Annotated in this window: 21 protein-coding genes; 3 read left to right on the plus strand and 18 right to left on the minus strand. The window is 52.1% G+C overall.

The window, feature by feature from the left end:
* Nucleotides 1-2: 2 nt before the first annotated feature.
* Complete coding sequence (mtnB, locus tag I8J30_RS00090; RefSeq protein ID WP_210654388.1) at nt 3-653, plus strand: methylthioribulose 1-phosphate dehydratase; 651 nt, start codon at nt 3-5, stop codon at nt 651-653.
* A gap of 51 nt (nt 654-704) precedes the next feature.
* Here the strand turns inward: mtnB and I8J30_RS00095 are convergent, their stop codons facing one another.
* Nucleotides 705-2015 (minus strand): DUF2515 family protein, encoded by a 1311-nt coding sequence (locus tag I8J30_RS00095; RefSeq protein WP_210654390.1) that lies wholly within the window; start codon nt 2013-2015, stop codon nt 705-707.
* 148 nt (nt 2016-2163) lie between these two features.
* Here I8J30_RS00095 and I8J30_RS00100 point away from each other — a divergent pair, with 148 nt between their 5' ends.
* A complete protein-coding gene (locus I8J30_RS00100) occupies nt 2164-2832 on the plus strand; it encodes an SOS response-associated peptidase (protein WP_091215496.1) in 669 nt (222 codons plus the stop codon).
* A gap of 35 nt (nt 2833-2867) precedes the next feature.
* Here the strand turns inward: I8J30_RS00100 and I8J30_RS00105 are convergent, their stop codons facing one another.
* The 5 genes from I8J30_RS00105 to I8J30_RS00125 all read right to left on the minus strand — a co-directional run bounded on the left by I8J30_RS00105 (nt 2868) and on the right by I8J30_RS00125 (nt 8377).
* Nucleotides 2868-3155, minus strand: a complete 288-nt coding sequence (locus I8J30_RS00105) for a stage VI sporulation protein F (RefSeq protein ID WP_210654392.1) — start codon at nt 3153-3155, stop codon at nt 2868-2870.
* Nucleotides 3156-3229: 74 nt separating this feature from the next.
* On the minus strand, nt 3230-5278 hold the full coding sequence (gene recG, locus I8J30_RS00110; protein ID WP_210654395.1) for an ATP-dependent DNA helicase RecG: 2049 nt from the start codon (nt 5276-5278) through the stop codon (nt 3230-3232).
* Between the two features lie 10 nt (nt 5279-5288).
* Nucleotides 5289-6143, minus strand: a complete 855-nt coding sequence (locus I8J30_RS00115) for a DegV family protein (RefSeq protein WP_210654397.1) — start codon at nt 6141-6143, stop codon at nt 5289-5291.
* Between the two features lie 11 nt (nt 6144-6154).
* Nucleotides 6155-7963, minus strand: coding sequence for a DAK2 domain-containing protein (locus I8J30_RS00120; protein WP_210655969.1), 1809 nt, complete (start codon nt 7961-7963; stop codon nt 6155-6157).
* 54 nt (nt 7964-8017) lie between these two features.
* Nucleotides 8018-8377, minus strand: coding sequence for an Asp23/Gls24 family envelope stress response protein (locus I8J30_RS00125; protein ID WP_210654399.1), 360 nt, complete (start codon nt 8375-8377; stop codon nt 8018-8020).
* 222 nt (nt 8378-8599) lie between these two features.
* On the opposite strand from I8J30_RS00125, the gene rpmB reads away from it, so the two are divergent.
* On the plus strand, nt 8600-8788 hold the full coding sequence (rpmB, locus tag I8J30_RS00130) for a 50S ribosomal protein L28 (protein WP_091215486.1): 189 nt from the start codon (nt 8600-8602) through the stop codon (nt 8786-8788).
* Between the two features lie 150 nt (nt 8789-8938).
* Here the strand turns inward: rpmB and spoVM are convergent, their stop codons facing one another.
* The 12 genes from spoVM to coaBC form a co-directional block, all read right to left on the minus strand.
* A complete protein-coding gene (gene spoVM / locus I8J30_RS00135) occupies nt 8939-9019 on the minus strand; it encodes a stage V sporulation protein SpoVM (protein ID WP_010345573.1) in 81 nt (26 codons plus the stop codon).
* A gap of 232 nt (nt 9020-9251) precedes the next feature.
* Nucleotides 9252-9521: a hypothetical protein gene (locus I8J30_RS00140; protein WP_210654401.1), complete on the minus strand. Its 270-nt coding sequence runs from the start codon at nt 9519-9521 to the stop codon at nt 9252-9254.
* A 14-nt stretch (nt 9522-9535) separates the two neighbouring features.
* On the minus strand, nt 9536-10180 hold the full coding sequence (gene rpe / locus I8J30_RS00145; protein WP_210654402.1) for a ribulose-phosphate 3-epimerase: 645 nt from the start codon (nt 10178-10180) through the stop codon (nt 9536-9538).
* Nucleotide 10181: 1 nt separating this feature from the next.
* Complete coding sequence (rsgA, locus tag I8J30_RS00150) at nt 10182-11135, minus strand: ribosome small subunit-dependent GTPase A (protein ID WP_210654404.1); 954 nt, start codon at nt 11133-11135, stop codon at nt 10182-10184.
* On the minus strand, nt 11101-13233 hold the full coding sequence (pknB, locus tag I8J30_RS00155) for a Stk1 family PASTA domain-containing Ser/Thr kinase (protein ID WP_210654406.1): 2133 nt from the start codon (nt 13231-13233) through the stop codon (nt 11101-11103). Before pknB ends, rsgA begins: the two co-directional genes overlap by 35 nt.
* A gap of 5 nt (nt 13234-13238) precedes the next feature.
* A complete protein-coding gene (locus tag I8J30_RS00160) occupies nt 13239-13994 on the minus strand; it encodes a Stp1/IreP family PP2C-type Ser/Thr phosphatase (protein WP_210654408.1) in 756 nt (251 codons plus the stop codon).
* Nucleotides 13995-14000: 6 nt separating this feature from the next.
* Complete coding sequence (gene rlmN, locus I8J30_RS00165) at nt 14001-15047, minus strand: dual-specificity RNA methyltransferase RlmN (protein WP_210654410.1); 1047 nt, start codon at nt 15045-15047, stop codon at nt 14001-14003.
* Nucleotides 15048-15182: 135 nt separating this feature from the next.
* Nucleotides 15183-16673 carry a 16S rRNA (cytosine(967)-C(5))-methyltransferase RsmB gene (rsmB, locus tag I8J30_RS00170; RefSeq protein ID WP_210654412.1) on the minus strand — a complete coding sequence of 497 codons (1491 nt, stop codon included), beginning with the start codon at nt 16671-16673 and terminating at the stop codon, nt 15183-15185.
* The gene (gene fmt / locus I8J30_RS00175; protein ID WP_210654414.1) at nt 16670-17614 is read right to left on the minus strand and encodes a methionyl-tRNA formyltransferase; all 945 of its coding nucleotides are present in this window, start codon (nt 17612-17614) and stop codon (nt 16670-16672) included. Before fmt ends, rsmB begins: the two co-directional genes overlap by 4 nt.
* On the minus strand, nt 17615-18103 hold the full coding sequence (gene def, locus I8J30_RS00180) for a peptide deformylase (RefSeq protein ID WP_210654416.1): 489 nt from the start codon (nt 18101-18103) through the stop codon (nt 17615-17617).
* A 29-nt stretch (nt 18104-18132) separates the two neighbouring features.
* On the minus strand, nt 18133-20670 hold the full coding sequence (gene priA, locus I8J30_RS00185; protein WP_210654418.1) for a primosomal protein N': 2538 nt from the start codon (nt 20668-20670) through the stop codon (nt 18133-18135).
* A complete protein-coding gene (gene coaBC / locus I8J30_RS00190; RefSeq protein ID WP_210654419.1) occupies nt 20667-21893 on the minus strand; it encodes a bifunctional phosphopantothenoylcysteine decarboxylase/phosphopantothenate--cysteine ligase CoaBC in 1227 nt (408 codons plus the stop codon). Before coaBC ends, priA begins: the two co-directional genes overlap by 4 nt.
* Between the last annotated feature and the right edge of the window lie 85 nt (nt 21894-21978).

The following is a 21978-nucleotide window of genomic DNA, read 5'->3' on the forward strand; positions in this document are numbered from 1 at the left end:
CGATGTCATTTGCACAGATTGCATTAGAAGACAAGCAACGCGTGCTTGCTGAGCTTACTGAAGTGAAGAGCCTTTTCGCTTCCCGCGGCTGGTTCCCGGGAACGAGCGGCAATCTTTCGATCCGAGTCGGCGACTACTCGCCGGAGGACTTTAATTTCGCCATTACGGCAAGCGGCAAGGATAAATCGCTGTCGACGCCGGAGGATTTTCTGTTCGTGGATCAAGCCGGTAAACCGAGTGAGCCCACTCGCCTCAAGCCTTCGGCTGAAACATTGATCCATTGCGAAATCTACCGTCAAACGGGCTGCGGCGCTATTTTCCACATTCATTCCGTCTATAACAGTATCGTATCCGAGCTATTCTGGGAGCGTAAAGCGATCCCGGTTGACGGCGTTGAGCTCATAAAAGCTTTCAATATTTGGGAAGATGAAGCCCATATTGATATCCCGATTGTGTCCAACTTTACGCATATCCCAAGCATCGTACCGGAAGTTACGGAACGGCTTGATCCGCGTATACCGGGCATTATGCTGCGAAAGCATGGCATTTACGCTTGGGGCGCAAACGCTTTTGAAGCGAAACGCCATCTGGAAGCGTTCGAGTTTCTGTTCGAATACGTGTACCGCTGGGAATTGCTGCACCGCAAAGGTTAATTACCGCGCAAATCAAAAAGGCGATAGAGACAAGCTGTTTGCAGCTGATCTTTATCGCCTTTTATCTTGTGCCGAGCTCGGCTTCAGCCGCTGCGCAGCCAATACGGCCAGCTCGATTTTGTTTATCGCGCGACAGTGCTCTTCAGAAATGACAAACACCTCCGGTATCAGCAGCTGTTCGAAGTAGCCTTCCACCTCGCTTGTTTCCTGAAACCAATCTTCTCGGCCGCCAATCTCTACCGGTACATCCTGCCAAGCTGCGGTCAGCTCCGGACTCGCTAATTTCTTCGCTCCCCGCTTCAGCTTACAGCCGTCCAGCTTCTCCACATAACTTCTCGTCGATTGGGAGCGCAATTGCTTCGTAAATAGATGCGGGGCATAATCGGCTCTTGAGCCGGAATGATGCACGGCCCGCACAAATGCCAGTACACCTCGATGCACTTCCGGAACGCCATAGAGAATGGCATACAATCGTTTACCGAATTCGATCCGCTCCTCCAAGCTGCGGAAATTCTCAAGCACCAGCCCCGCAAGCTTCATAGCTCCTTCGTTCGGCGCGCCATATGGCATAAATACGGCATTGGTTTGGAGCGGCGTCTGCAAGAGGAAGGCAGGCTTGCGAGTGACATGCTCCTTGAAGTACGCGCTGCGGACAAGGGGAACTTCAATGACATGCTGCTCATTGACAATAAGCGCGGTGGTTAGCATGGCAGCATCCTTGCGACGCCAGAACTGAGACCAAACCGGACGCATGAATCCAGACACGCCGAAGGCAGGCAACAACGAGAAGAGCTCACGCCCTTCCTTCCGCGAAGCCTCGTAAAGCAACAGCTGCGGATAAGCATCTTGAAAAATCATGGCATTCGCCCGTTCCAGCATCAGAAATGTCTGCTTGCGATAAGCGCGATCAAGCAGCCGCGGCAGCAGCTCCCCTTGCAAATCGGTCATATTCCAGCCGCCATTGCGGGAAACCAGATGGGCCAGCAACGCCCAGTGCAGTTCCGGACAGCGAAAATATACCGCGCGATACGCCTCCGTTCGCGTTACATTGTTCTGATTGGCGATCTCCGTTTCGTGGCGAATCCGATGAATGATTGCTCGTTCCTGCTCGTTATATATCTCGGATAAAGCCTCAATAGGTGATTCTGTGCGCTGCTCGCCAAGTGACTTCCAACCTGCTCGCAGCTCTCGGACGAATTCTTGCTTGAGCTCCATTGGAATCGCGTGCTGAGCCAGCTTTGAGGACGCTCGTTTCGCCCACCGTTTCGCTGCTACATAAGCGACAATATGAGCAGGCAATCTTCGCAGTACAAGTATGACGCGCTTCATTACTGAAGGGTTAGTGCTACCTTGATGCTCCATGCGCTTCGCCACTCCTTTCATTCTGGGGCGACATCCGTTTCTTCTTGTCCACGGGTATACATTTTAGTATGGGCTTCTCTACAATCAATTAGCCGCCCGTAGTATACTGAAGAGAATAGGACGAATATGTGCAGGAGGTCTGCAGACGATGTGTGGACGATATACCATTACAGTATCTTTGGAAGAGCTAATGTTACGTTATTGGATTTCTTCCACGAATGTGCCTTATCATCAGCCCAAATATAATGTTGCCCCAGGTCAAATGGTATTCGCCATCGTTAGTGACGGAACGCAGAACCGGCTCGGTGAGCTCAAATGGGGACTTGTCCCTTCCTGGGCCGACAGTCCGAAGGTCGGTAACAAAATGCTCAATGCCCGCTCCGAAACGGTATGGGAGAAACCTGCCTTCAAGCAGCTCATACGCCGCAAACGCTGCATCATTCCGGCTGATGGCTTCTACGAATGGCGTCAGGACGAGAAGGACAAGCAGCCGATGCGCATCGTAAAGCGAGACCGCAAGCTTTTCAGCATGGCGGGGCTATATGATACTTGGGTTTCCCCGGACGGGATTAAACTGAGCACCTGTACGATTCTCACAACTTCGCCAAATGAACTGATGGCTCCAATCCATAATCGGATGCCGGTGATCCTCCATGAAGAGCATGAAGCGATGTGGCTTAACCGTTCGATGCAAGATCAACAACAGCTTCATGCGCTCCTTACCCCTTATCCATCAGAACTTCTGGAGGCATATCCGGTTGGCAAAACGGTCGGCAGCGTGGCGAATAACGATGCATCTTGCATCGCGCCTATTTGAACGCACTTGAAGAAAAAAAACCGCCGATCCAAGGATCAGCGGAACATCGCCCATAGTTTGATGAGGTGGATTGTGTTTGAAGGATCGATTTTCTGACCAAGTATGAATGCAATTAATTGCTCTTCCTGCTGCTCCGTAAGCGACTCTTGTAAGATGCCCGATGACGTCTTGACGAGTTTCTTTACTTTCGTGCGATCCTGTAAATCATATTTGGTCACACCATTTAACAGCATCTTCATACGATCCTTCACGACCGGATTCTTCATTTTCAATTTCACGCGCTCGACCAGCTCGGGCCGAATACCATATTTCGTGTAGCTCATCTTATGGCTAGCACCTCCGTCCGGCTTCTTAAAGCCATTCGTTGTACTATATGCCAAGACAGACGCTTTCAAAACTAGTCCAAGAGTTCCCCTTGAAAAAGTTGCTCTTTCTTGAGCAAGTCGCGCAGTCTCGCATAGGCCGCTGCCGTCCAGAAATCCGGCTTCGCCGTCATGTCAGCCGCATCATCCCGAGCTTCCTCAAGCACCGCAAAGTCGGCCGCCATATCGGCCAGCTTAAAGTCCGGTACGCCGCTTTGCTTCGTCCCGAAGAAGTCCCCTGGCCCTCTCAGCTCCAAATCCCGTCTCGATACCTCGAAGCCATCATTCGTCTCCGTCATGATTTTCATCCGTTCCCGACCGATTTCCGACTTCGGATCGGCTATCAAGACACAGTAGGACTGGTGCCCGCCGCGTCCTACCCGCCCGCGCAGCTGATGCAGCTGCGACAAGCCAAACCGCTCCGCATCCATAATGACCATCAATGTTGCGTTCGGCACGTCGACCCCGACTTCTACGACAGTGGTCGCAACGAGTACATGCACTTCATTCTCGCTGAATGCGCGCATGACTTCATCTTTGTCCGGGGTCGTTAGTCGTCCGTGCAGCAGTCCAATTCGCAAATCCGGAAAGGCTTGCTGAATTTGAATATGTAGGTCGATCGCATTCTGCACATCCAGCTTCTCGGACTCTTCGATGAGCGGGCATATAAAATAACACTGTCGCCCTGCCTCCACCTCTCGTCGAATAAAGCCGAGCACCCGGTCCAACATATTGTGTTTCACCCAATTCGTCTGAATCGGCTTACGGCCTTGCGGACGTTCACGCAACGTAGACACGTCAAGGTCGCCGAATGCCGTAATGGCGAGCGTTCTTGGAATCGGTGTCGCTGTCATCGTGAGCACATCCGGATTCATCCCTTTGCGGCGCAGTACACTCCGCTGGTTAACGCCAAATCGGTGCTGTTCATCCGTAACAACCAACCCGAGACTGCGGAAGTTCACGCCTTCCTGAATAATGGCCTGCGTGCCAACGATTACATCAATAAGACCCATTTGCAGCCCTGCCAGCACATCTCTTCGTTTCTTCTCCGTCAAACTGCCTGTCAATAAGGCTACCTGCAGCCCAACGCCGCCCAGCAGCTTCTGTAAGGAACGGTAGTGCTGCTCCGCTAATATCTCCGTCGGCACCATCAACGCCCCCTGGTGGCCCGCTTTGTAAGCGGCAAACAGCGCGATAGCCGCTACGACGGTTTTCCCGGATCCAACATCGCCCTGCAACAGCCGGTTCATACAGGAAGGATGACGCATATCGATCAAGATTTCGTTGACAACCTTCTTCTGCGAATCCGTCAGCTCGAAGGGCAGCGTACGAACGAAAACCCGAATCGATTCCGCATCAACCACATGTGCGACGCCATCCATACGTTTACGATTAAGCGTTCGGTATGCTTGCAGCTTTAATTGAAACAAGAACAGCTCCTCATAAACGAGTCGCCGCCGGGCAGCTTGCCCTTGCGCAATATCCTCAGGCTGGTGAATTTGTTTCACCGCATCGCGGCGCAGCATAAGGCCATGCTTGTCCATCAATTCGACTGGCAGAATCTCTTCCACCATCGGCCCGTATTGAAGCAGCGCCTGCGTCATGATTTTGCGTATCCACGGCTGTGTCACACTGCCTCCAACGGAGTAGACGGATTGGAGTGTCCCTGAGCGGGAAGCGCCTTTATCAGGGAACTCGGACTCCGACACGGTAATTTGCAGCCGCTGCTGCTCCCACTTGCCCGTCAGCACGATATCCCGGCCGGGAATCAGCTGCTCCTGCAGAAAATGCCGATTAAACCATACCGCCGTTACTAATATGCCGTCGATCACTATTTTACAGGTTAAGCGAGTCTTGGAACGGCCAAGCCGCTGCAGAAGCGGATTGCCCATAATCTTGCCTTCCACGGTCGCTTTCTCCCCATCCTTCGTTTCCCCTAAGCTCCGAATCCGATAGTCTTCATATCGAAACGGAAAATAATCCAGCAAATCTGCGATCGTATGAACGCCAAAGGCGTGAAGCTCTAATTCCTTCTGAGCACTCACGCCTTTCATTTGCCGGACCGTTATTTGATCCAGCTTCATCCCCATTACCTCACACCCGCGTAATAAATAATGCAGCGGCACCCGGACCGGCGTGTGTTCCGATAACAGAGCCGATCTCTGTTTGCCGGATGCTGCGTATGTTCAGCTGTCCTTGCGCAAGAGCTGCAAGCTCAAGCGCCAGCTCATTCTTATGTGTCCACCCAACTGTCATTTCAATCGGATCATTGCCAAAGTCGTTCTTGAACAAATCGATGATGCGCTGCATCGCTTTCTTCGTCCCGCGCACTTTGTCAACGGCCATTACTTCGCCTTCGCCGTCGATCGTCAAAATCGGCTTGATGTTGAGAATCGAACCGAACAAAGCCGCTGCCTTGCCGATTCGACCACCTTTCTGCAAATACTCAAGCGTATCCAGCAAGAAATACATTTTGCGGTCTTTAATCATGTTCTCCACTTTAGTGACAATGGCTTCTTTGGTTTCACCCGCCGCTGCCATCTCAGCTGCTTTAACAGCCAACATACCGCAGCCATAGGATGCGGATTTGGAATCGATCACCGTAATATCGCCCGGCATATCAAGTAAGGTTGAGCCCAGAACCGCCGATTGATAAGTGCCGCTTAGCGCAGAAGACAGATGAATGGAAATAATGGATGTATCACTACCTGTACCAAGCACACGCTCGTACGCTTCCATAAACTCTACCGGTGAGGGCTGTGAAGTGGTTGGCAGCATATCCGCTTTGGCCAATCGCTCATAGAACTGATTGTTCGTAATGGTGACTGAATCGAGATACGTGTCCTCGCCGAAAAGCACCTTAAGCGGTACCATTTCGATATTATGCTGCTCACGAACACGCTTTGGAATATCCGCCGTACTGTCCGTTATGATCTTGATCGCACCCATTCCAGCACCCCCTATTCCACTGCAAATAGATATGGATAAAGCGGTTGTCCGCCTTCGTGTACTTCAAGCTCTGCATGCGCAAAGGTATCGGTTACCCATTGCACGAATTCCGCAGTTACCGCTGCGTCTGCTTGTTCGCCTGTGAGAATCGTAACCAGCTCACCGCCGTCTTCAAGCATTCTGGCGAGCAGCTCCCGGCAAGTTTCCTGTAAGCTCGGGGAAGCCGTCACAATGGCTTTCTCCATGATGCCGATATAATCGCCTTCATGAATCGTAATGCCGTCGATCGAAGTATTCCGTACCGCATTCGTTACTTGGCCCGAACGTACCTGCTTCGCAGCTTCGCCCATCGCTTCCGTATTCTCTTCTGCAGTACCGTCTTCCTTAAAGGCCAGGACAGCTGCCAGACCCTGCGGGATATTCTTCGTTTGGATAACGGTTACATTCCGCTCGCATAGTTCTGCGGCTTGCTGCGCAGCCAAGATGATGTTGCCGTTATTCGGCAGTAAATAGATATGCTCGGCCGACAGCGATTCGATCGCATTGACGAAATCCTCCGTCGATGGGTTCATCGATTGTCCGCCGGATAGCACGACATCCACATTGTTATCCATGAAGATCGATGCAATCCCTTCGCCCATAGCGACTGCAATGATGCCGAATGCTGCCCACTCATGAGCCGATTCCGCCGTGATGGACGCTGCCGGCGTGCCTGTCAGCACTTCCGAAACCGCAAGACCAAGCGCAGCTTCCTCTACGATTGCCGTTTCCTTCAATGGATCCTCTTGGATTGCAGGTGTTGTTGATGAGCTGCTGTTTAAATGAGCGGCTTCTTCATGAAGAAGCTCACGATGCTGCTCGCGCATATTAAGAATATGAATTTCAGTTAGCTCTCCGTAGGGCAGCGCGTAATTCAGCACATCCCCCGGTTTGCGCGTATGAACATGAACTTTAATGATTTCATCGTCCGCAATGACAAGAATCGAATCCCCGTCCCTGCTTAGCATGCCTTTGAACAAAGCTTCATCGAAGCGAAGTGCATTGCGAGCCGCGAGCTTTCGATTAATGAAAAATTCCATATCGTATAAAAATTCAATATTCTCGGTTTCCAAGCGCGATTGCGCGCTGGATAGCACTTGGTTGGGACGCGGAACCGATGGTGCCGGTACAGCCTTCATTGCCGGGAACAGCTCAGGTGATGCTGCCTCCGAACCGAAATGGCTGTCATCCGCAGAGCCCACGTTTTCGTTTAATGCCTGTAGGAAACCCTCATAAATACATACAAGTCCCTGACCGCCGGAATCCACTACACCTACTTGTTTAAGTACCGGCAGTAAATCAGGTGTACGTGCAAGCGATTCATTTGATTTGGTAACAACCTCGCGCATCATCTCTGTCATATCTGTCGTGCGCTTGGCGATCGACACTGCATGTTTAGCCGTATCTTTCGCGACGGTTAGAATCGTCCCTTCAACCGGCTTGACGACAGCCTTGTAAGCCATGTCTACACCGTTCTGAAGTGCTGCAGCAAACTGCACCGGATCGATCTGATCCGAGTTGACGATACTTTTGGCGAACCCCCGGAATAACTGTGACAAAATAACGCCGGAATTCCCGCGTGCACCCATCAGCAATCCCTTAGAAAGCGCTTCCGCAACTTTGCCTATTGCTGGGGAGGATTTGCTCTGCAGCTCGCGTTTTCCTGACGTCATCGTTAAATTCATATTCGTCCCGGTATCACCGTCCGGAACCGGGAACACATTCAGCGCATTGATGCGCTCAACATTTCTTTGCAAACTTTCCGCTCCGCTCAGTACCATACTCGCAAAGTCTGAGCCGTTAATAAAGCGTTTAATCAAACGTATTACCCCTTCCTACCGAGATACCCGTACGCCCTGGACAAAAATATTGATGACGTCTACCTTGACGCCGATGACCTCATTCATCACATATTTCACTTTCGACTGAATATTATGTGCGACCTCGGAAATTTTTGTGCCGTAGCTAACGATGATGTACAAATCAATGTGTAAGTAGTCGTTCTCTCGGTGGACTTCAACACCGCGCGATAAATTATCTCGACCAAGCAGCTCGGCAATGCCGTCTTTCAGCTGCTTTCTTGAAGCCATACCTACCAGTCCATAACAATCCAGTGCCGCTGAGCCGGCAAGAACGGAGATAACATGGTCGGTTATGAATACATTGCCTAATTCCGAATTAATCTGCAGGGGCATGGAAAACCACTCCTTCACCGTTATTATTATGGACTAAACAACATTGTACTATAAATAATGACGATTTTGAAGCCCAATGCCCATTTTACGACCATTTTCTGCATTTTAAGCGCTTTATATACCTTAGGGATGGAATCTTCAAATGCTTGATGAATGTGATTTGTTATGTTATTATATTGGAGTCTGTTTATTTGCAGTGATTCTTCAAGGGAGGTGTATTTCATGTCTCGCAAATGTTTCATTACTGGCAAAGGTCCAGGGGTAGGCAATCATGTTTCGCACGCTAACAACAAAACTCGCCGCACTTGGGGCGTTAACGTTCAAAAAGTTAGAATTCTTGTTGACGGCAAACCAAAACGTGTTTATGTCAGCACTCGTGCTCTGAAAGCCGGCAAAGTGACTCGTGTATAACGGCATTAAGCCATGGACAAAAAGCACCTGATTCCATCAGGTGCTTTTTTGCATGTCTAGGCACAGGAGGGACCAAATGCTGTGCTCTGTGCTCAGGATGCTGCATGTCGAACCGTTCCTTAGCGCGACTTCATACCTTGCCAGCAGCCGCTAGTTCTTTTGGAACGTATTCAGAATCGCCTTCACGAAGCCACCCAAAAACTTCGGCAGCTTGATCGTGTAAAATTTCATGCTCCACCCCTCCTAAGAGTTTTGCCTCAGCAAAACCGTTCATAAGCATAAGCTCTAGTTTTGCATGTGCGTGTGCGTGAGCAAAACGTTCTTCGTATGCTGAATAAACATCCGTAACGGTCCTCTCAGCCTTCATCAGACAAATAAAAAAGGCTACAAGAACGTTCGTTCATGTAACCATCCTATGCGATCTATGTTTGTCCTATTCCAAACAAGGGGTCATCCGCCGGCTCTAGGCAGTAGTCATTGGATGCGCCCTAGCGTAAAGCACAACGGCGATCACAATGGTAAAGAACAGAAAGAACAGCAACGACATCACACCAAATACGATTCGCGACCGCAATGATGTAAACCGCTTAAAATAGAAGATTGCAATAACCAGTGCAAGAATGGAGAACAGAAAATTGACGCCGGTCTTTACATTCGGAAATATCGCCAGCATCAGTCCGCAGCCCATACTGAACAGCGTGCATAGCAGACCTTTCTTTAACCAATCGGGCATCTTTAGTCGTCCTCCTAACGCAGTGCTGAAATAGCCGCTGCGCGATCCTGTTCAGTGAATACGGCATTGCCGGCAACGAATACATCAGCACCCGCTTCTCTGACAAGCTTCGCAGTCGTTGCGTTAATGCCGCCATCGACCTGGATGAGCATGTCTCCAAGACCGCGTGATTCAAGCAGCCCACGCAGCTGGCGGATCTTCTGCAGAGATTGAGGAATGAACTGCTGTCCCCCGAAGCCCGGGTTTACGGTCATAATTAACACCATATCCAGATCGTCCAGCACATTCTCCAGCACGTTAATCGGCGTAGCCGGATTCAGCGCAACGCCGACAGGCAATCCGGCTTCTTTGATTTGGTGAATAACGCGGTGCAAATGAACGCATGCCTCGGCATGTACCGTAATACGGTCAGCTCCTGCAGCCACATAAGACGCAATGTGCAGCTCCGGACGCTCGATCATCAGATGCACATCGAACACAAGCTTCGTGGATGGACGAACGGCGCTAATGACCAGGGGGCCAAACGTCAGTGTCGGGACGAAATGGCCGTCCATGACATCAATATGAATCCAATCCGCTCCGGCACGCTCCACGTCTTTGATTTCGTCTGCAAGTGTCGCAAAATTAGCCGACAATATCGATGGTGCTATGATAGACATTTCAGTACCTCCGCTTTTTCTCTTTCATTTCCTCCATGAACAGCACGTAATTGCTATGGCGGCTGGGCGCGATTTCCCCGCGCTCCAGCGCTTCCAGCACCGCGCATTCCGGTTCATGAATATGTGTGCAGCCGCGGAATTTGCATCCCGAAGAAAGCTCGCGCATCTCCCTGAAACAAGTTCCTAATTCTTCGATGCCAAGCTCGGCAAAATCAAGCTGGCTAAAGCCGGGTGTATCCGCAACATAACCGCCGCCAATGTCGACAAGCTCTACATGGCGGGTAGTATGTTTACCGCGGCCAAGTCGGCTACTGATAGCGTTTGTCTCGAGCGTGAGACCGGGTACGAGCGCATTAAGCAGCGAAGACTTCCCAACACCCGATTGACCGGCGAACACCGCCAGATGGCCTTGCAGGCGCTCTGACAGTGCCGGGGTTCCCTCCCCTTGCCTTGAGCTCGTCACCAGAACCTCGTATCCGATCGGCTGATAAATGCGAAGCACGTCGCTCATGGCAGTACGTGCTTCCTCTGAATCCTCGCCGTCCTCAGCGAGATCCTGCTTGCTAAGGCAAAGTACCGCTTGGATGCCGGCATGCTCAATATGAACAAGAAACTTATCAAGAAGCTGCAGGTTCAGCGCCGGCTCCGTCACCGAGAAGACCAGTACGGCAAGATCAATATTCACGACAGGCGGCCGAATCAGCTCCGAGCTGCGCGGCAGAATTCGGTTTACGGCTCCTTCGCCGTTCTCCGTCTCTTCATATGCGACAACATCACCTACGAGCGGCGATTCGCCGCGTTTCTTGAAGATGCCGCGGGCTCTGCACTGGATCGGCGCTACATCTGAGGCAGCATCGAGCGGCCTTACATAATAATAGCCGCTCAACGCTTTGACGATTCTTCCTGTCAACTCGGTCTTGTTATTGGACGGTCTCGTTTGTGGTCGTATTGCCATCAGTCGGATTCTCCTCAGTTTGCGCCGGCTGATCTGCCGGCGGCGTTTCAGTGCCTGGGACCGTTTCCGGCGCTCCAGTTTCACCTGATTTTACATCTTCATACGTTTTGGAGAAGGTGTCGGTAAATTGATTGTCTCGATAAATGGTAACCATCGCTTCCGTGTTCGGATCGAGCACGACCTTAACCGGGAAGGACTGCGTATCTTTAATTTTCCGTTTACCCCACTCAATATTCTCACCGCGGGCATCGGTATACGTAATGCGAATTTCGCTCGTTTTGCCGGCCACCGCCGGTGAAATGACGATATTGAACGTGTATTCGATCGCTTCCTCCGGCAATCCGGAGCTAACCGTTAGTGTGATATCGGCTCCCTCGGATACAGGTGCCTCGGGATCGAAAGGATACTGTGCAATAACGGTGCCTTTCTCTTTGTAGCTTGGTTCACGTACGATGTCGGCCTCGTTAATTTTAAGACCTTTGGACTTGATGAGCGCAATTGCATCTTTCTCCGACTTATCAATCAATTTCGGCATCGGGAACGTTTCTTTCCCTTGGCTGACCGTTAAATTGAATTTCACCGTCTTCGGATCAAATTCGGCGCCTTCCTCAGGGCTCTGTTCCAATACGGTACCAGGTGTCTCATCGCTGAAAATTTCATCTTTGGTAATGCTGTCTTGGGCTACGCCCAGAGCAACCAGCGCTGCGACCGTATCTTCATAAGACTTGCCCGCGTAGTTGCTGGCCGTCGCCAGCTTCGGCCCTTTACTAACGTACAGCTTTATGAATGAGCCTACCTTCACCCGTTGATTCGGTTTCGATTGCTCATAGACGATGTCCTTCGCAACCCCTTCTTTATCGGTATAAATCGAGGGCTCTTCCACTTTGAGGCCGGCCCCTTCCAGCGTGGTGCGGGCTTCCGCTTCCGTCATGTTGACCACATACGGCACATCTACCTCTTCAATATCGAACCAGCTTAGAACGGTCATGGCCCCCCAATAAACAAGAGCAATGATAATCAATGTTGATGCCACCGTCACGACAGGCTTGACCCATCTGCGTTTGCGCGGCTCCTCTTCAAGACCGCTTGAATTCCAACGATCCTGATCCGACTGATCGGCTGATATTTTCGCTTTCTCAATCGGTGCGCCATTCTGCTCGGTTCTTACACTCGAAATCGTGTCTGTCATCGTATCGGCAATGCTGCCGCGAATGGCAGGCATGACACGGGTCTCGTCAAAATCCGAATTAGCGAATGTAGCCTTCGGCTCTTTCAACCGCTCAGGCTGCAAGCAAGTTTCCAGATCGAGGAGCATCTCCTTGGCGGACGCGTATCGTTCACCCGGATTCTTCCGCATCGCGCGCAAAATGACATTCTCTACACTTTGCGGTATGTACGGGTTAATGGTTCTTGGCTCGGCGAACGTTTCTTGCAAATGCTTCAGCGCTACGCTGATCGGGCTCTCACCTAAGAAAGGCAGCTTTCCCGTCACCATTTGGTACAGCACGATGCCAAGCGAATACAAGTCGGACTTCTCTCCGGTTACGACACCTTTCGCATGTTCCGGTGAGAAATAATGGACAGAGCCCACCACAGAACCGGTTTGGGTAATCGTCGAAGAGGTTACCGCGCGTGCAATGCCGAAATCGGTTACTTTCACGCGTCCATTCTTACCGATGAGTATATTATGTGGTTTGATATCACGATGAATGATTTGATTATAATGCGCGTGCTCAAGTGCATCGCAAATTTGAATGGCTATACGAACGGCTTCCTCCGTTTGCAAAGGTGCGCGTTCTTTTATGATCTCATTAAGATTGTTGCCTTCAACGTACTCCATCACGATGTAATGCGTATCATCTTCTTGTCCAACATCATAGATGCTTACGACATTGGAATGCGACAAAGAGGCAGCCGATTGCGCCTCGCGTCTGAAGCGACGAATAAACTCCTCGTCATGTACAAACTGCTGACGCAGCACTTTAACCGCAACATTACGATTGAGCAGGATATCGTGGGCTTTATAAACAAGCGCCATCCCGCCTCCGCCGATGCGCGTAATAATTTCATATCTTCCGCCTAATTCATGTCCTATCATGTCGATCACCCCTCGAGCTCTGTGTCTTCGGCATGATGCAGCAGCACTACTGTAATATTGTCGTCTCCGCCGGCTTCCAATGCCAGCTGAACGAGCCGATCTGCTTTTTGATCCAAATTGAGATCATCCTGCCCTAATGTCTCCATGATTGCCGAAGTACTCGCCATAGTCGTCAGCCCATCGCTGCATAACATAAGCAAATCACCGGCTCGCCAGGACGTGCAAATGATATCTACTTCAACCTCTTCATCTGTGCCGAGTGCACGCGTAATGACATTCCTTCTCGGATGGACCGCCGCTTCTTCAAGCGTGATCTGACCCGATTTCACCAGTTCTTGAACAAGCGTATGATCCTCAGTCAGCTGAGTCAGTACGCCTTCTCTCCATTTGTAAACCCGGCTGTCCCCGATATGACCGATGACTCCGTTATCGTCTTGTATAAGTGCGGCAACTACTGTTGTTCCCATATTATGAAATTGCTCGTTATTGGACGCCATGTCAAAAACAACTTCGTTCGCTTGCAGAATAGCCTGGCTCATCAGCAGCTTACGCTCTTCCAAAGACAGCGCAGCAGAAACGCCCTGGAGCGCCTCCCGGAAGGTATCTACCGCCAACTGGCTTGCCACTTCACCTGCTTTGTGACCGCCCATGCCATCGGCAACTATGGCCACAGTCAGGCCGAACTCGTAAGAGTCCGACCAAGCCGTGTCTTCATTAATGGATCGAATACGCCCAACATCGCTCCGATAAGCGATTTTCACAACTCATCACCCCGCCGTAGACTCCATATGTTTAGCACGTAGTTGTCCGCAAGCTGCTGCAATGTCATGACCTTGTTCTCTGCGGATGGTGGCATTGATATTGTTCTTCTCCAGAATGCGGTGGAACTCGAAAATCTGCTCGCGCGGGGTCCGCACATAGTCGCGCTCCGGCACATGGTTGACCGGAATCAAATTCACGTGGCAAAGCATGCCTTTCAGTACGTCCGCCAGCTCTTGAGCATGCTCGCTTTGATCATTCACGCTGCCGATTAATGCATACTCAAACGTGATTCGGCGGCCGGTCTTGGCGATATAGTAGCGGCAAGCTTCCATCACTTCTTCGAACGGGAAGCGGCGGTTAACCGGCATCAGCTTCGAACGGAGCTTATCGTTAGGCGCGTGAATGGAAATCGCCAAATTGATCTGCGTGTTCTCTTCGGCGAATTTGTACATGCTTGGCACGATGCCGCTTGTCGAAACCGTAATGTGACGCTGGCCGATATTCAGCCCTTTCTCGTGAATCATGTTGCGAAGGAACGTCATTGTCGCGTCATAGTTCTCGAACGGCTCACCGGAACCCATGATGACGATGCTCGATACGCGTTCTTTCGTCGCGTCAAGCATTTGCTGAGCAACGACTACTTGCGCCACGATTTCACCGGCCGTTAGGTTGCGTTTCAGACCGCCAAGCGTCGAAGCACAGAACGTGCAGCCGATCCGGCAGCCGACCTGCGTCGTCACACAGATGCTGTTTCCGTAGTTGTGACGCATAATAACCGTTTCGATCGCATGATTGTCATGCAGACCGAATAGGAACTTCACCGTACCGTCCTTCGATTCGAATTTCGTAATCTCAGTTAACGTAACGAACGCAAATTGCTCCTCCAGCTTCTGGCGGAGCCCCTTCGAGAGATTGCTCATCTCTTCAAAACTCTTCACACGTTTCGCATAAAGCCACTCAAACAGCTGCGTGCCACGGAAAGCGGGCTCGCCATTCTCTTTCATCCAGTCTTGCAATTGATCTAACGTATAGTCGTAGATGAACGGTTTCATCGTTTTTACACCTGTTTCTTTTATCAAAATATGTGCTGAGCCCTCTTGATAGGAGTGCCCCTGATTATTTTACCACAAACGCCCATAACAGGCCACTTGATGCTGTCATGGGCGTTTTTTACGGTTTGTAACGGTTTATCGAACTCGCTTCAAACGAGCAATGAAAAACCCGTCGCTGCCAAACTGCTGCGGCAGCAGCTGAACCATGCCACTAAAGCTTTCATCTATAACTTGACCTTCTTTAAGCGGCTGCAGAATGTGGGAAGACCAATCCGCATCGAGTTTATACGCAGGCTGATTCGCGAGAAACTTCTCGATTTGCCCTTCGTTCTCTTCCCGTTCTATCGTGCACGTACTGTACACGAGCGTACCGCCCGGCTTTACGAGCTTGGCCGCTACCCGAAGCAGATCCGTCTGCAAATCAGCAATCGCGTGAACATCCGCTTCGCTCTTCGTCCATTTGATTTCCGGCTTGCGTCTGATAACACCGAAGCCGGAGCATGGCGCATCCAGCAATACCAGATCGAAGCTTTGCGGCTCGAAGCGTGAAGCAAGCTCCAAAGCATCGCCGGTAATCGCTTCTACTGCGTTCAGTCCGAGGCGCGCGGCTTGCTCTTCAATGAGCTGCTTCTTGTGCGGATGAACGTCGTTTGCGAATACGTGTCCGCGATCCTCCATCAGCTCCGCCAGATGCGTCGTCTTGCCTCCGGGGGCCGCGCAGCAATCCAGCACTTTCATGCCCGGCGCCGGCGCGCACACTTCAGCAACAAGCATCGAGCTCTCGTCTTGGAGTGTCCAGAGTCCGGATTGATAACCCTCTGACTGAGCAAGGTTTCCGCCACCGTTAACGATGACCGCCGCATCAGAGAGCTTCGATGCAACTGCGTCGTAACCATTGTCCGTGAGAAGGCTAATCGCTTTGTCACGAGATAAGCGCAATGGATTCACGCGCAAGCTGCTGTGAGGCGGTTCATTGCCGGATGCGCAAATTTGCTCCGCTACAGTCTCGCCATAGCTGTCGATCCAGCGTTTGACGAGCCAATCCGGATATGAATGCGTAATGCCGATCCGTTTGACCGGATTCGCATTTTCAATCGGCTCTTTCAGCTCGGACAAGCTGCGCTCCAAATTGCGGAGCACGCCATTGACCATGCCCGATATCCCGCTATGGCCGCGCCGCTTTGCAATGGTAACCGCTTCGTTCACGGCAGCATGCGCCGGTATCCGATCAAGCAGGAGCAATTGGTATGCACTCATGCGAAGCAATACGAGCACCCAAGGTGTCAGCTTGTTGAATCCTTTCGTTACAAGGATGTTCAGCCTGTCATCGAGCAGACGCTGATGCTGGATGGTGCCGTAAACCAGCTCCGTTGCCAGCCCGGCATCTTGCCGCGAAAGCTGAGCGTCCTGAAGCGCGCGATTGAGCTGCAAGTTGCTGTACGCTCCGGCTTCTGCCACCTTGACAAGCGTATCAAGCGCAACCTCGCGCGCCGTTTTACGTCTTGGCTGCTGTTGTTTCTGCTGTTTCACGCCATTAGCTGCGCCGTTTGGTTTCTTGCCGTTCCGACCTTGCCCGGTTGCGACGCCTCCGGATCCTTTACCGCGATTGTTCGGTCCGCTGCTCATGCTTCGCCACCGCCGAACACAGTGCCTGCTTCAAGCCTTGCACCTTTCAGCCATTCCACGGCATCCATCGCTTTCTTCCCGGCAGGTTGAATATTCGTCAAAAGCAGTGATCCTTTGCCTGTTTGGACAAGGATACCTTCATCGGACAGGTTCGTTACCGTGCCGGGCGCTGCTGCAGCATGGCTGCGATCGACTGCTCGGCAGCCCCACACCTTGAACGGCTCTCCATTCCACATCGTGAAACCGCCTGCCATCGGGGAAAGTCCGCGAACCTGATTATAAATCTGACCTGCCTCTCGGCTCCAGTCGATCCGTTCATCCTCCCGTGACAGATTTGGCGCATATGTAGCTTCATCATGATTTTGTACGATTCGATTCGCCGTTCCGGCCTCGATAGCCGGCAATGTTTCGGCCAGCAGCTTCGCGCCGGCTGCCGTTAACTTCTCGAACAGCGTGCCTGAAGTATCATCGTCCGCTATCGGAACTTCAACTACGCTGATCATGTCGCCGGTATCCAATCCTTCTGCCATATACATAATGGTCACGCCGGTCACGCGCTCGCCATTGATAATGGAGCGCTGGATCGGAGCGCCGCCGCGATAACGCGGAAGCAAGGAGCCGTGAACATTAATGCAGCCAAGACGCGGTACTTCCAACACGGCTTTCGGCAGAATTTGTCCGTATGCCGCGGTAACGATGAGATCCGGCTGCAGCTCGGCAATTTGCTGCACGGTATCGGATCCGCGCAGACGTTCCGGCTGTGCGACAGGCAGGCCGCGAAGAAGAGCCGCTTCCTTAACCGGAGGCGGCGTCAACGTTTTTTTGCGGCCTTTCGGGCGATCAGGCTGTGTGACCACCAGCTCTACGGTATGTCCTGCGGCAAGAATAGCCTCTAAAGATGGAACGGCAAATTCAGGCGTTCCCATAAATACGATTCGCATCTATTCACTCTCATTTCGGGGAGGACGGCTCGCCGTATCGTAGATCGAAACCGCAATATCCGTAAACAATACGCCATTTAAATGGTCGACCTCATGCTGAAAAGCGCGCGCCAAAAAATCAGTCGCTTCCATCTCAAACGTTACGCCGTTGCGGTCCTGCCCTCTTAGTTTAATGCGCTGGGCGCGGTTAACGTCACCGCTGATTTTGGCAATGCTGAGGCAGCCCTCCGGTCCAAGCTGTTCTCCCTCGGACTCGATGATCTCCGGGTTGACCATTTCAATTAAGCCGTGATCATCCCCAACATCAACAACGATTACGCGTTTGGAGATGCCTACCTGCGGTGCAGCCAGACCTACCCCGTCCGCGTCGTACATCGTCTCCGCCATATCGCGAAGCAATTTATGCAAATTCGCATTAAATTTGGTCACCACTACCGCGCGCTCGCGCAATACCGGATCGGGATCTTGAACAATCAGTCGAATAGCCAATCTTATGACCTCCTATTATAAAATTCTACTTATAATATCACTTGCGGATCTACATCAACGCTGATCTGTACCGGCGGTTGACCCTGCGGTCCCGATATCATGCTGATCGCCTGCTTCAACAGGTCGATGGCCCCGACGTTTCCACGATATTTTATCATACATTGAAAACGATAGCGATCTTTCATGCGCGGAATGGGAGATGCCACCGGCCCCAAAATATCAATAAAACGGCTGCCGTCGCTATCGATCCAGCCTTTCACGCCGGACTCATAGGCCAGCTGTCGCAGCGTGGATGCGAGTTTATCGCCTGCCGTAATGAGAAGGGTCAGCTGTTCATCCGATAAGGTCACTACAATAAGCCTGCAAAATGGCGGATACGACATGAAGCGACGATGCTTCAGCTCCTCTTGCACGAATGCGGCATAATCATGATGCTGGGCAGAAACGATCGCATAATGCTCCGGATTGTACGTCTGCACGATAACTTCGCCAAGCAGTTCATGCCGCCCGGCCCGGCCCGCAACCTGCGTCAGCAGCTGGAACGTTTTCTCCGCGGCGCGGAAATCAGGCAAGTGCAGCGATGTATCTGCGGCAATAACGCCTACTAAAGTAACGTATGGAAAATCAAGCCCCTTGGCTACCATCTGAGTGCCGAGCAGCACATCTGCTTTGCGCTCGCCAAACATGGTCAGCCATTTCTCATGGGAGCCTTTCTCGGTCGTCGTATCCACATCCATCCGGATGACGCGAATGCCGGGAAACAGCTTGGCCAGCTCCTCTTCCACCCGCTGCGTGCCCGTTCCGAAGAAACGTATATGCTCGCTTTCGCAAGTCGGGCATTTCTCAGGCGCCTGTTCGGCATGACCGCAATAGTGACAGCGCATCACGCGCGACTTCTGATGGAAGGTGAGCGAAATGTCGCAATGCGGGCATTGCGCCGTATAACCGCATGAGCGGCACATAACAAAGGTCGAATAACCTCTGCGGTTGAGTAGCAGCACCGACTGTTCGCCTTTCTCCAAGCGATCGAGCAGCGCCTCATGGAGCTGCCGGCTGAACATGGAGCGATTCCCTGCTTTGAGCTCGTCTCGCATATCAATCAGATGAACCTTGGGCATAGGCCGATTGCCGACCCGGTGAGGCATCGGCAGAAGTGCGGCTCCGCCTGATGATTTAGCACTATCATCTGACACGGAGAAAGCCGAAGCCGCCGATAGTATTCTTGAAGCAGCAGCGAAGCTTTCCAATGAAGGGGTTGCAGATCCCAGTACAACCGCAGCACCGTGCTGCCTGGCACGTCTTACCGCAACGTCTCGCGCATGATACTTCGGACTTTCCTCTTGCTTATAGGAAGACTCATGTTCTTCGTCAATGATAATTAAGCCTACTCGCTGGAACGGAGCGAATACGGCCGATCTCGCACCGACCGCAACTTGTGCGCGGCCTTCGCGAATTTTCCGCCATTCATCGTAACGCTCCCCGTTAGAAAGGCGGCTATGTAAGACGGCAACCGAATCGCCGAAACGGCCTTTGAAGCGCTCCACCATCTGCGGTGTGAGGGCAATTTCCGGCACGAGCACGATTGCTTGCCGTTCATATTGCAAGCAGCGCTCGATCGTTTGCAAATACACTTCTGTTTTGCCGCTGCCTGTTACACCATGGAGCAGAAATACGCGCGACGCCTCCGCATCCAGCGCTTCCGCGATTTCTTCATAAACGGCCTGCTGGCCTTCCGTTAACGGAAGCGGCTCGGTACGTTTGAAATTGCGCCCTGCGTACGGATCGCGCTGCGTCTCGACTTCCCGCAGCGTAATCAAGCCTTTATCCGCAACTGCGCGAATGGTGCCGGATGTCGTGGACAGCGTCTCTACCAGCGCTGACATCGTAATCGGTTCGCGGTTTTCCAGCATGTAGCGAAGCACCTCTTGCTGTTTGGCAGCACGGGCAGAGTAATTCGCTAACGCTTCTTGAGCCAATGCTTCATTATCCGGTGGATATACCGTCAGCACTTTACGTACGGACAACCGATCCTTAATCGAAACCTGCTCCGTCAAAATCCCCAGTTTAATCGCCTGCTTGATAGCGGCTGCGTCATCCGGGAAACGTTCCTGCAGCGCTGCCATGCGAACCGGTCCGCCGCTGGCACGAATAAACGCAAGCCATGGAGCATCGCCTTCACCCGCATGAAGCCAAGAATAATCCTGTTCTTCCTCCGAAATCGTCACGACGGAGTCGGCTTTCCCTTTGAGCGCTGCAGGAATCATCACTTGAAGGGCGGTGGTAAGCGCGCAGAAATACTTCTCGCTAATCCATTGCGCCAGCTCGACTAAGTCAGGTGATAAAGGCGGGACGTGGTCTAATAGCTCGGCAATCGGCTTTAGCTTGCTTACGTCGACATCCGCGTAATCAGCGAGCCCAATTACGAAACCTTGCAATACGCGTCCTCCGAATGGGACACCTACCCGGCTGCCAATCTCCACCCAACCAATCAGACCAGCGGGTATCGTATAGTCAAAAGGCCGATCCGTCGCGCGGCTCGGCACATCTACGATGACTTTGGCAATCATTCAGCGGCCCCCTTGGCCGCTGCAGCCTTGGCTTGCATCCGCTGTGTAATGATGCTCATCAAACGGTCGGCCACTTCACGTTTGCGAAGCATCGGCATCGCTTCCAGAAGTCCTTCCTCACCGAACAGCTGCACAATATTCGTATCCACATTGAAGCCTGCGCCTTCTTGCGATACATCGTTTGCAACGATGAGATCGCAATGCTTGCGAACCAGCTTATCCATCGCATAATGCGCCACTTGTTCGGTCTCGGCCGCAAAGCCAACCAGAAATTGATGTTTCTTCTTCTCGCCAAGCGTCTTTAGGATGTCCGTCGTCCGCTCCAGCTCGATGACGAGCTTCTCTTCGCTTTTCTTGATTTTGTGATTCGCCCGTGCAACCGGCCGATAATCCGCGACTGCCGCTGCTTTAATGACCAAATCAGCTGAATCATATCGCTCCAGCACAGCCTGCAGCATCTGCTCCGCCGATTCAACGTGGACGATGTTCACGCCTTGTATGGGCTCCGCGCTTGTACGAGCTGCGATTAGCGTGACATTCGCTCCGCGATTCGCTGCCGCTTCCGCAAGAGCAAAGCCCATTTTCCCGGAGGAGTCATTGGTCAAGAAGCGCACCGGATCCAGACGCTCCACGGTTCCGCCCGCCGTAACGATGACTTGCTTGCCGGCTAAATCTTGGCTCTGCTCGAACCACTGCTTAACAGCCTGTACGATATCTTCCGGCTCCGCAAGACGACCCTTGCCAACATAGCCGCACGCAAGCAAACCTGTTCCCGGCTCCACGAAGCGTGCCCCGCGTTCCGCGAGCAGCGCCATATTATGAGCGACAGCAGGATGATCGTACATATGGACGTTCATAGCGGGTGCGATAAGAATCGGCGCTGTCGTTGCCAGAAGCGTCGTACTCAGCATATCATCGCCGATGCCATGCGCCATTTTCGCCAATACGTTGGCTGTAGCCGGCGCGATCACGACCAAATCCGCACTGTCCGCCACGTTGATGTGCGCGACAACCGATGGATCGAATTCGTCAAAGGTATCCGTATATACGGTATGCCGCGACAAGGTTTGAAGCGTAAGCGGCGCAATGAACTTCGTTGCCGATTCCGTCATGATGACTCGCACATTCGCACCCGTTTGCACCAACCTGCTGCACACGGTCGCCGCTTTGTAGGCCGCGATTCCGCCGGAGATGCCAAGTACAATTGTTTTCCCTTTCAGCACCTATGATCACTCCTCTTACGCTGTAGCATCATGGATTGATAAATCCGAAAATGTTAAAAAAATAACAACCGCAAGGGTTGTTATC

The organism is Paenibacillus lignilyticus (assembly GCF_017942085.1).
Taxonomy (GTDB): Bacteria; Bacillota; Bacilli; order Paenibacillales; family Paenibacillaceae; genus Paenibacillus_Z; species Paenibacillus_Z lignilyticus.